The organism is Pseudomonas sp. NFACC02 (genome assembly GCF_900110765.1).
Classification (GTDB): Bacteria; Pseudomonadota; Gammaproteobacteria; order Pseudomonadales; family Pseudomonadaceae; genus Aquipseudomonas.
This window is the reverse complement of the sequence record NZ_FOEO01000075.1, coordinates 1-10,170: the sequence shown is the minus strand read 5'-3', so window position 1 is coordinate 10,170 and position 10,170 is coordinate 1. Positions and strand designations below refer to the sequence as shown.

7 protein-coding genes are annotated in these 10,170 nt (G+C 59.6%); 2 read left to right on the top strand and 5 right to left on the bottom strand.

Going from position 1 to position 10,170, the window contains the following annotated elements:
• Positions 1 to 685: 685 nt before the first annotated feature.
• Both BMY73_RS27360 and BMY73_RS27355 read right to left on the bottom strand, forming a co-directional pair.
• A complete protein-coding gene (locus BMY73_RS27360) occupies positions 686 to 1,405 on the bottom strand; it encodes a 3'-5' exonuclease (protein ID WP_092411032.1) in 720 nt (239 codons plus the stop codon).
• A 10-nt stretch (positions 1,406 to 1,415) separates the two neighbouring features.
• Positions 1,416 to 3,350, bottom strand: a complete 1,935-nt coding sequence (locus BMY73_RS27355) for a putative nucleotidyltransferase substrate binding domain-containing protein (RefSeq protein ID WP_092411030.1) — start codon at positions 3,348 to 3,350, stop codon at positions 1,416 to 1,418.
• A 238-nt stretch (positions 3,351 to 3,588) separates the two neighbouring features.
• Here BMY73_RS27355 and BMY73_RS27350 point away from each other — a divergent pair, with 238 nt between their 5' ends.
• A complete protein-coding gene (locus tag BMY73_RS27350) occupies positions 3,589 to 4,035 on the top strand; it encodes a response regulator (protein ID WP_062385302.1) in 447 nt (148 codons plus the stop codon).
• Between the two features lie 254 nt (positions 4,036 to 4,289).
• Here the strand turns inward: BMY73_RS27350 and BMY73_RS27345 are convergent, their stop codons facing one another.
• Positions 4,290 to 6,467 carry a malate synthase G gene (locus BMY73_RS27345; protein WP_092411028.1) on the bottom strand — a complete coding sequence of 726 codons (2,178 nt, stop codon included), beginning with the start codon at positions 6,465 to 6,467 and terminating at the stop codon, positions 4,290 to 4,292.
• Positions 6,468 to 6,949: 482 nt separating this feature from the next.
• On the opposite strand from BMY73_RS27345, the gene BMY73_RS27340 reads away from it, so the two are divergent.
• Entirely contained in the window at positions 6,950 to 7,468 is a 519-nt protein-coding gene (locus BMY73_RS27340; RefSeq protein WP_062385299.1) for a glycine cleavage system transcriptional repressor, read from the top strand.
• 95 nt (positions 7,469 to 7,563) lie between these two features.
• On the opposite strand, the gene rarD is transcribed toward BMY73_RS27340, so the two are convergent.
• Together rarD and BMY73_RS27330 are read right to left on the bottom strand one after the other, a co-directional pair.
• On the bottom strand, positions 7,564 to 8,457 hold the full coding sequence (gene rarD / locus BMY73_RS27335) for an EamA family transporter RarD (protein ID WP_092411026.1): 894 nt from the start codon (positions 8,455 to 8,457) through the stop codon (positions 7,564 to 7,566).
• 87 nt (positions 8,458 to 8,544) lie between these two features.
• Complete coding sequence (locus BMY73_RS27330) at positions 8,545 to 9,519, bottom strand: serine/threonine protein kinase (RefSeq protein ID WP_092411024.1); 975 nt, start codon at positions 9,517 to 9,519, stop codon at positions 8,545 to 8,547.
• Positions 9,520 to 10,170: the final 651 nt, after the last annotated feature.

Genomic DNA, 10,170 nt, shown 5'->3' with positions numbered 1-10,170 from the left:
TCCTCCACATTCGTCGGAGTACCGTCTTCGCGGGCAAGCTCGCTTGTAGGGTGTGCATTTCCACTATTTGAGGTGACGCTAGTGGTTTGGTTTGTCCTAACGGCCAAACTGTTCCGCCTTCGGCGGGTTACTTGAAAAGACACCAAGTAACCAAGTGTCTGGCTCCTGGTTGGGCTCCTCCTTCGTCGGAGTACCTTCACTCCGGCGACGCTCCGTGGGCACGCGCCGAACGGACATCCATGTCCTGACGGCGCTCTCGCGGCATCCATGCCGCTCGGCCCACTGCGCGCCACCTGCGTTCAGCCTGCACCCAAGTCGCGCTTTGTGGTGTCTGGGCTGCTGCGGTATGAAGATCAAGATCAAAAGCGAAGCGCGCCCTGCGCTTTCGTAGGTTCGCCGCATGACCTGCTGGCTGAACACAAAACCTGTGGGAGTTAGCTTGGTGTGGACCGCATCCGGGCGAATGCGGTGTGTCATTCACCCCTGATAAAACTGGCTCTCTCCCATCGCGAGCAAGCTGATGGTTACACGCTCAGCGTGCATTCAGTGACGCTCTGCGTCATCCGGGATATGGCGCAGGCTGTCAGGCTTTGCGACCCTCAAGAAATGGGCTGACCGCTGGGTTGAGAACCATAGAATCTCCCACAGGGTTTGTGGTGAACGAGCCGGACAAGATGTCATCCGCTCAAAACGAATGAGACTGCTGCCGGCGTCGCCACTTCGCAAGGCATTGCTCCAACTGCGCGGGACTGTCCATTGCTTGTTTTCGCGCGTGGCTGAACAGGATCAGCGCGAGTTCAGCGGTGACCAGTGCGTCGGCGCTGGCGTGATGCCGCTCTTCAGCATGCAAGCCAAAGAAGGCGGTCCAGTCATCCAGCCCCGCCTGACGCAGACAGGCTTGCGGGCACAGCATCGGCGCGATCTCGGCGACATCCAGAAAAGGGTGTTGCAGGCGATACCCCAGGCTTTCCTTTAAGGCACGTCCGATCATGTGCTGATCGAACGGCGCATGAAACGCCAGCAGCGCGCTGTCGCCGACGAATTCCATGAAGTCCAGAAGCGCCTCCACCGGTTCACTGCCGGCGGCGATTGCGCTCGGTCCAAGCCCGTGAATCAAGACGCTGGGGCTGAGCTTATGATCATGGCGCAGCAGCGTGCGCTCGAATGCCTGGCCGAAATCGATAGCGCCGTCTTCGATGACCACTGCACCGATGGACAGCACCTCGTCGCGATTCATGTTCAGGCCGCTGGTCTCCAGATCAAGCACGACCCAACGTTGCTGGCGAAGCGGCTTTTCATTTAAAGGCGCAGGACGTGGCAGCGCGCTGAGGCGCTGCAGTTGCTCGGGTGTAAGGTCTGGCGCCTTGGCGCGCTTGGGTGGTTTTAGCCACTGAAACAGGTTCATGGTCTGTCGCTTACAGTTGATAACGCAGGGTCAGGCTGGTTTGCAGGCGCTGCGCCTGACGGAATGACTCACGCAAAATCCGCCTGTCCAGGTGATTGAGCACGTCCGGGTCGATGCGGTTGGAATAGGGCAGGTTCTGTCGGCTCTGTTGTTGGTGCTGTTGCATCCGGGTTTGCTGAATGAAGTGATAGGCCTCTTCATACGCCGCGCCGTCCAGTGGGTCGATGACGTTTTTGGCCACCAGTTGGCGCAGGCGTTCAAGGGTGTTGTTGGCCGCCACGCCGTTGGCCAGCGCAAGTAAGCGGGCGCCGTCCACGAAAGGTGTGAGGCCTTGAGTCTTGAGGTCCAGGGTGTCTTTTTCGCTGCCTTTGCGCGCCACCACGAAATCCTTGAAGCGTCCTACGGGTGGCCGCTGGCGCAAGGCGTTGTCGGCCATCATGCGCTGGAACAGTTTGTTTTCCGCCACCTGCGCCAGGATGCTCTGGCGCAGTTGCTCGCCACCGCTTTCATCCCCCCACACCACGCGCAAGTCGAAGTAGATGCTGGAGGACAGCAGATTTTCCGGCGTCGCCTCACGAATGAACGAACCGAAACGCCGCGCCCATTCAACCCGCGACAGGCACAGCTCGGGATTACTGGCCATGATCCCGCCTTTGCACAGCGCGAAGCCACACAACGCCAGACCCTGGTTGATGCGCTCTGCAATCGGCAGCAGCCGGCCACGGATGGCGGCGGCGTCGGCGGCGTCTTTGGCCTCGAACAGAATGCCGTTGTCCTGGTCGGTATACAGCGTCTGCTCGCGCCGGCCTTCACTGCCGAAGCACAGCCAACTGAAGGCAATGCCGGGGTCGCCTTTTTCTTCCAGCGTCAGTTCGATAACGCGACAGACCATGTGGTCGTTGAGCAACGTGATGATCTGTGTGATCTGCGTCGATGACGCGCCGTGCGCCAGCATGCGATCGACCAGTTGCACGATGTCGCCGCGCATGTTGCTCAGCGAGTCGATGCGCGGTGCGCTGCGGATGGTTCGGGCCAGGTGCACCAGGTCCACCCGTTGCAGGGAAAACAGATCGCGTTCCGACACCACGCCACACAGGCGTTGATCCTTGACCAGGCACACATGGGCGATGTGCCGCTGGGTCATGGCGATCGCCGCATCGAATGCACTGGCGTCGGGGCTTAAATAAAAGGGTGACTGAATCATGCTGAGCCTGATCGGCCGCCCAAAGTCAGCGTTCACGTCGGCGACCACCTGGCGCAAGTCACGCAGGGTAAAAATACCCAGCGGCGCCTTGGCATCGTCGACGATCACGATGCTGCCGACCTGCTGCTCGTCCATCAGCTTGACGGCTTCACGCAACGGCGTGTCGGGTGAACAAGTCACGGGGTGACGCATCGCCAGTTCACCCAGACGCGTGTTCAGCGAATACTGCGTGCCGAGTGTTTCTACCGCTTTCTGCTTTACTTGCTGATTGACTTGTTCGAGCAGGCTGCTGACGCCGCGCAGGGCGAAATCACGGAAGACGCTTGAAAGGGCGAACAGCTTGATGAAGGCCTGTTTGTTCAACTGCAGACAAAACGTGTCCTCGGCAGCCAGATGCTCGGTGCGCGTGGCGCGTTCGCCCAGCAGAGCGGCGAGCGGGAAGCATTCACCCGTGGTGATTTCAAACGTGGTTTCGGTTCCGCCTTTGGCTGAATGTGGGCGCTCACCGACCACCCGGCCCTGTTTCACAATATAAAAGTGCTCTACTGGCCCATCGCCAGGCTTGATGATGCTCTCATCCGTAGCGTAGAAACGCAGCTGGCATTGTTCGACCAGATAAGCGAGATGCGCATTCTCCATCTGATTGAATGGCGGGAATTTTTGCAGGAATTGCATGGTGCCGTGAACGTTCTGCAACACGGCTGTTTTGCCTGCCTGGGTGAAAGCGTCGGCTTTGCTCATGACGGGGGGACCACTTGTTTTTATGGTTCCATGGTCGACCGCTTGGCAGGCAGTGCCCATTGGACGTAAGTCTTAGGTGATTGAAAAGGCGTTGGAGGGCATCGTCCCGTGGTGTAAAACCACGTCGATGTACACCGCGCAGAGGCCGTTGCGGCCTGGCAGGAAGCCGACAAAGCGTGCAGCGTATTCGGACTGTTTGCGCTGTCAGAATGGGAGTCGACAGGAAGATGAGACGGGTATGTTCGATCACGACATTTTGAGTGATGAAGAGCGCGAAGCCCTCAACGAGGTGATGCTCGCGCCTCCATCGCAATCGCCACAACGGGTGTTGATCGTCGATGACGACAAGGATGCCAGGGAAATTCTTTCCGAAATCCTCAGCCTCAACGACATCAGCTGCATTACGGCTGCGGGCGGCACCAGTGCCATGCATCTGCTACAAACCCGACCGTCCATTGCGCTGCTGATCACCGATCTGCGCATGGCGCCGTGTGACGGACTGGATTTGATCCGCAAGGTCCGCGATTCGGATCGGGCAGCGCTGCCGATCATCATCGTCTCGGGTGATGCTCATGTGCGTGATGCCATTGATGCGATGCACCTGAGCGTGGTGGACTTTCTGCTCAAGCCGATCAACACCAAGCAATTGTTGCGGCTGGTGAAGCGGGAATTGGGGATGGCGTAGGGCTCCGCAATCCACTGTAGGAGCGCGCTTGCCCGCGATGCATCGGTACATTCGGCAGAAGTGTGGCGGATGTACCGGCTTTTCGCGGGCAAGCGCGCTCCTACAGAAGTCATCATTACCGTAGCCGCTCGGCTTGCTGGCGGTGATGTCCGAAAAATTGCCACAGCGGCAGAATCGGTGTGGGGCTGGATCCCACAGGAATAAAAAAGGCGATGTGTCCTGCGACACACCGCCTTTTTGTTCAACGGCGCTTTTTACAGCCCGTTCTTCGCCTTGAACTCCCGACGGCGGCGGTGCAGCACCGGCTCGGTGTAACCGTTCGGCTGCCGGGTGCCTTCAAGCACCAGCTCGACCGCCGCCTGAAAGGCAATGTTGGTGTCGAAGTCCGGTGCCAGCGGGCTATACAGCGCATCGTTGGCGTTCTGGCGATCCACCACCTGCGCCATGCGCTTGAGGCTTTCCATCACTTGCTGTTCGTTGACCACGCCATGGCGCAACCAGTTGGCGATGTGCTGGCTGGAAATACGCAGCGTTGCACGGTCTTCCATGAGGCCGATGTCATTGATGTCCGGCACTTTCGAACAACCGACGCCCTGATCGATCCAGCGCACTACATAACCGAGGATGCCCTGCGCGTTATTGTCCAGTTCGTTCTGGATTTCCTCGGATGTCCAGTTGGTGTTCGGCGCCAACGGAAGGGTCAGGATGTCATCGACCGAAGCCGGTGCGCGTTGAGCCAGTTCGGCCTGGCGGGCGAACACGTCAACTTTGTGATAGTGCAGCGCGTGCAGTGCAGCGGCGGTCGGTGACGGAACCCAGGCGGTGTTGGCACCGGCCAGCGGGTGAGCGATCTTCTGTTCCAGCATCGCCGCCATCAGGTCCGGCATTGCCCACATGCCCTTACCAATCTGCGCACGACCTTGCAGACCACACTTCAAACCGATATCGACATTCGAGTTTTCATAGGCGCCGATCCACTTCTCGCCTTTCATCTGCGCCTTGCGCACAACCGGGCCGGCTTCCATGGACGTATGGATCTCGTCACCGGTACGGTCCAGGAAGCCGGTGTTGATGAACACCACGCGCTCGCTGGCGGCTTTGATACAGGCCTTGAGGTTCACCGTGGTGCGGCGTTCCTCGTCCATGATCCCGACTTTCAGCGTATTGCGTGGCAGGCTCAGGACGTCTTCGATGCGGCCAAACAGCTCGTTGGTGAACGCGACTTCCTCCGGGCCGTGCATCTTCGGTTTAACGATGTACACCGAGCCTGTACGGCTGTTGGCGCGCGAGGTATTGCCTTTAAGGTTATGGATCGCTGCCAGACTGGTCAGCAAACCGTCGAGGATGCCTTCCGGCACTTCGTTACCCTGGTTGTCGAGGATCGCATCGATGGTCATCAGGTGACCGACGTTGCGCACGAACAATAGCGAGCGACCATGCAGCGTCACCGGTTCACCGGTTGGCGAGGTGTAGACGCGGTCGGCGTTCATCGTGCGGGTGAAGCGTGTACCGCCCTTGGACACTTCTTCGGACAGATCGCCCTTCATCAGGCCCAGCCAGTTGCGGTAAACCACGACCTTGTCGTCGGCATCGACGGCTGCGATCGAGTCTTCGCAGTCCATGATGGTGGTCAACGCCGCTTCCATCAGCACGTCTTTGACGCCGGCCGCATCGGTCTGGCCAATCGGGCTGGTGGCGTCGATCTGAATTTCGAAGTGCAGGCCGTTGTGCTTGAGCAGGATCGAGGTCGGCGCCGAGGCCTCGCCCTGGAAGCCGATCAGCTGTGCGTCGTCACGCAGTCCGGTGTTGCTGCCGCCTTTGAGGCCGACGATCAACACACCGTCGACCAGTTTGTAACTGGTGGAGTCGACGTGGGAGCCCGCGGCCAGTGGCGCGGCTTCGTCCAGGAAGGCGCGCGCGAACGCGATGACTTTGTCGCCGCGGACCTTGTTGTAGCCTTTGCCTTTTTCGGCGCCGCCTTCTTCGCTGATCGCGTCAGTGCCGTACAACGCGTCATACAGCGAGCCCCAACGGGCGTTCGAGGCATTGAGGGCGAAGCGGGCGTTCATGACCGGCACCACCAGTTGTGGACCGGCCATGCGGGCGATTTCTTCGTCGACGTTTTGCGTCGTGACCTGGAAGTCCGCCGCTTCTGGCAGCAGATAACCGATTTCCTGCAGGAAAGCTTTGTATGCGGCGGCGTCGTGGGCCTTGCCAGCATTGGACTGGTGCCAGGCATCGATACGCGCCTGGAAGTCGTCACGTTTGGCGAGCAGGGCCTTGTTCTTCGGCGCCAGCTCGTGGACCAGCTTGTCGGCACCGGCCCAGAACGTGGCGGCTTCGATACCGGTTCCAGGAATGGCTTCGTTGTTCACGAAATCCAGCAGGACTTTGGCGACCTGAAGGCCACCGACTTGAACGTGTTCAGTCATTGCTTGCCTCACTCTGCTCAGCTATCCGCGCTTCAATCTCGAGCGCTCTCTTGTTAAAGCCATCGACATCACCGCTCACCCTTGCCAGATCATGCCATCGCTGGCGGCTGGGCCGGGGCCGGGGGACCTGAAGGAAAGGCGTTGTGCGCTTTGCGGAACAGGTTTCAACGAGCGGCGATGCCGGGTCAGGCATCGTACCAACGGTTATGTAGTGGATGCGGCCGAATACTACATGATGCGTGGCGGTGTGAAAATCAGACTAAATATGTCACCGAGCGACTGGATTTTCACATCGAGTCACGTCGGGGTTACGGATGTTCTCAAAAAAGCCGTGAATTGTTCCAGAAAATTATGCAAATGGTACACAGATTGTTTCGCCCGGAAGCAATCGGGCATGGCACGCGCCCTTGCCTATACTTGTCCGACAGCCGCACAGGCCGCACCAACCCGGCTTGTGGACACGTTAAGAAGAGGAGTTGACCGTGGACCATCTCATCGTCACCGTATTTGCCCCCGACAAACCGGGGCAGGTGGAACAGATCGCATCGTGCATTGCAGATCACGGTGGTAATTGGCTGGAAAGCCGTATGACTCACATGGCCGGACAGTTCGCCGGGATCGTGCGCATCGGCGTCCCGGTCGAAGCGCAATCCGAATTGCGAAAGGCGTTGGAGGGGTTATCCGCCCACGGTATTCGGGTGCAGTTTGCCGAAACAGGCATCGAAACGGCTTGCACCTGGAAACCGATCAATATGGAGCTGGTGGGAAACGATCGGCCCGGCATCGTGCGGGACGTCACGCGGTTGCTGACCGAGCAGGGCGTGAATGTCGAGCAGTTGGTGACCAACGTCGAGCCGGCACCCATGAGCAGCGAGTCGTTATTCCGGGCGAACGCGTTGTTGGGACTGCCGCTGACCTTGTCGCTGGATGATCTGCAAAAATGCCTAGAGACGCTGGCAGATGAGTTGATGGTGGAGCTGAAGCTGAAAGCGGACGAGTAAGGTGATGCAAGGCCCTTCCGACTGTGAGAGCGAAATCATTCGCCCCACAGTCTGGATGGCCCCTCTGTCTATTTCCTGATCAACCTATCGATTGATCAACGTTGCGCGCGACGTTTCATCGCCAGCCAGCCGTCGACGGTGTAGATGATCAGGCCCGCCCAGATGAACAGGAACGTCACCAGCGTCGCCGAAGGCATGTGCTCGCCGAACACCAACACGGCCAGCGACAGCACCAGCGTCGGTGCGATGTACTGCAGAAAGCCCAGCGTTGCGTAGGGCAGATGCCGGGCGGCGGCGTTGAAGCACACCAGTGGAATAAGCGTCACCGGCCCGGCCATGGCCAGCCAGATTGCTTCGGACGTGGTCCAGAATGCGGGTTGTGCGCTGTGGGCCATTGGATTGAACAGCAGCCAGCCCACGGCCAGCGGCACCAGAATCCAGGTTTCCACGACCAAACCCGGCAGTGCCGCAACCGGCGCTTGCTTACGAATCAGTCCGTAGAAACCGAAGCTGAACGCCAGCGCGAGGGAAATCCAGGGCAGGCTGCCGACTTGCCAGACCTGTTGTGCCACGCCGACCAGCGCCAGGAGCACCGCCATCCACTGCAACGGGCGCAGTCTTTCGCGCAGCAACACCAATCCCAACATGACGTTGATCAGCGGGTTGATGAAATAACCAAGGCTCGCCTCGACCATGTGGTTGTTGTTCACCGCCCAGACGTAGATCAGCCAGTTGACGGCGATCAGCGTCCCGCTGCCCGCCAGAATCACCAGGCGCCGCGGGTTGTCCCGCAGCTCACGCCACCAGCCGGGATGCTTCCACACCAACAGCAACAAAGAACCGGAGATCGCCGACCAGATTGCCCGATTGACGATGATTTCGAGCGCCGGCACCGAGGCGAGCAGCTTGAAGTAGATCGGAAACAGTCCCCAGATGATGTAGGCACTCAGGCCCAGAATGTACCCGCGACGCGGGTTGGCAGCTTGCATGGGTGGTCCTTCGGCAAGTTTTTCTTATGAGGCGTGCAGGGTTGGTTACCTGTCGTCATGAGCTCGCTCACTCCGACAAAGGTGGGGTCAAAACAGCTTCAACGGTTCCTCGTTCAAGGCCGCCAGTTGCTCACGCAACGCCAATACCTGGTCGCCCCAATACCGCTCGGTGCCGAACCAGGAAAAGCTGTGTGGGAACGCCGGGTCATCCCAGCGGCGGGCGAGCCAGGCGCTGTAATGCAGCAGGCGCAGCGCACGCAAGGGTTCGATCAGCGCGAGTTCTCGCGGATCGAAATCGTGGAATTCGTTATAGCCGTCCATCAATTCCGACAACTGACTCAGGCAGTCCTGCCGATCGCCGGCCAGCATCATCCAGATGTCCTGAACGGCCGGGCCCATGCGGCAGTCGTCGAGGTCGACAATGTGGAAGATGTCATCGCGGGTCATCATGTTGCCGGGGTGGCAGTCGCCGTGCATGCGGATGTTCTGGTGAGGCGTGGCGGCGTAGGCATCTTCAACGCGCTTGAGCAGGTCTTTGGCGACCGACGAGTAGGCCGGGAGCAGGCTGCGGGGAATCACGTCGTTTTCCAGCAGGTAATTCAGCGAGTCGTGGCCGAAGTTTTGGACGCCCAGGGCTTCTCGGTGCTGGAAAGGGCGAGTGGCGCCGACGGCGTGAATGCGCCCCAGCAGTTGGCCCAGGCGATAGAGCTGATCCAGATTGCCCGGCTCCGGTGCCCGGCCGCCGCGACGTGGAAACAGCGTGAAGCGAAAACCTGCGTGCTCGAACAGGGTCTGGCCGTTGTGAACCAGAGGCGCGACCACCGGGATTTCCACATCGGCCAGTTCTGCGGTGAAGCTGTGTTCTTCGAGAATGGCTTCGTTGGTCCAGCGGTTGGGCCGGTAGAACTTGGCGATCAGCGGCTGGCTTTCATCGATGCCGACCTGATAGACGCGATTTTCGTAGCTGTTGAGCGCGAGGATGCGGGCGTCGCTGACGAAACCGATGCTTTCGACGGCATCCAGCACCAGGTCAGGGGTGAGTGTTGCAAACGGGTGGGCCATGCTTACTCCTGCGCGCGGCAGGCTGCCGCGTCGGGCCCGTCATGGTAACTCAGGCGTGGGGCAGCGGACACACCGCGTTACCCTTGACGGCATTTGCGCCAGACGGGAATGTGGGCGCGACGCTGATCCACTGTGGGAGATTCTATGGCTCTCACATCCGTGGTGTCAGTCCGTTTCGTGGGGCCGCAAAGCCTCACAGCATGCGCATATCCCGGATGACGCAGAGCGTCATTGAATGTGTTACCACGCGGAGCGTCGTAACAATCAGCTTGCTCGCGATGGGCGCGAGCCAGTTTCATCAAGGGTGAATGGCACACCGCATTCGTCAGCAAGCTGACTCCCACCGGTTTTATGTTTATTCAACGATTGAGGCGTTGAATCTAAACAGCGCAAAGCGCGCTCTGGCTTTTGATCTTCATACCGCAGCAGGCCAGACACCACAAAGCGCGACTTGGGTGCAGGCCAAACGCAGACGACGCGCAGTGGGCCGAGCGGCATGGATGCCGCGAGAGCGCCGTCAGGACATGGATGTCCGTTCGGCGCGGGCCCACGGAGCGTCGCCGAAGTGAAGGAACCCGACGAAGTCGGGCCTAACCGGGAGCAAACCCTTGGTTACTTGGGGTTTTCAAGTAACCCGCCGAAGGCGGAACA

Bases quoted from the DNA above. Each gene is read 5' to 3' on its own strand.
- BMY73_RS27360 (WP_092411032.1), bottom strand. From the start codon at position 1,405: ATGAACCTGTTTCAGTGGCTAAAACCACCCAAGCGCGCCAAGGCGCCA.
- BMY73_RS27355 (WP_092411030.1), bottom strand. From the start codon at position 3,350: ATGAGCAAAGCCGACGCTTTCACCCAGGCAGGCAAAACAGCCGTGTTG.
- BMY73_RS27350 (WP_062385302.1), top strand. From the start codon at position 3,589: ATGTTCGATCACGACATTTTGAGTGATGAAGAGCGCGAAGCCCTCAAC.
- BMY73_RS27345 (WP_092411028.1), bottom strand. From the start codon at position 6,467: ATGACTGAACACGTTCAAGTCGGTGGCCTTCAGGTCGCCAAAGTCCTG.
- rarD (WP_092411026.1), bottom strand. From the start codon at position 8,457: ATGCAAGCTGCCAACCCGCGTCGCGGGTACATTCTGGGCCTGAGTGCC.
- BMY73_RS27330 (WP_092411024.1), bottom strand. From the start codon at position 9,519: ATGGCCCACCCGTTTGCAACACTCACCCCTGACCTGGTGCTGGATGCC.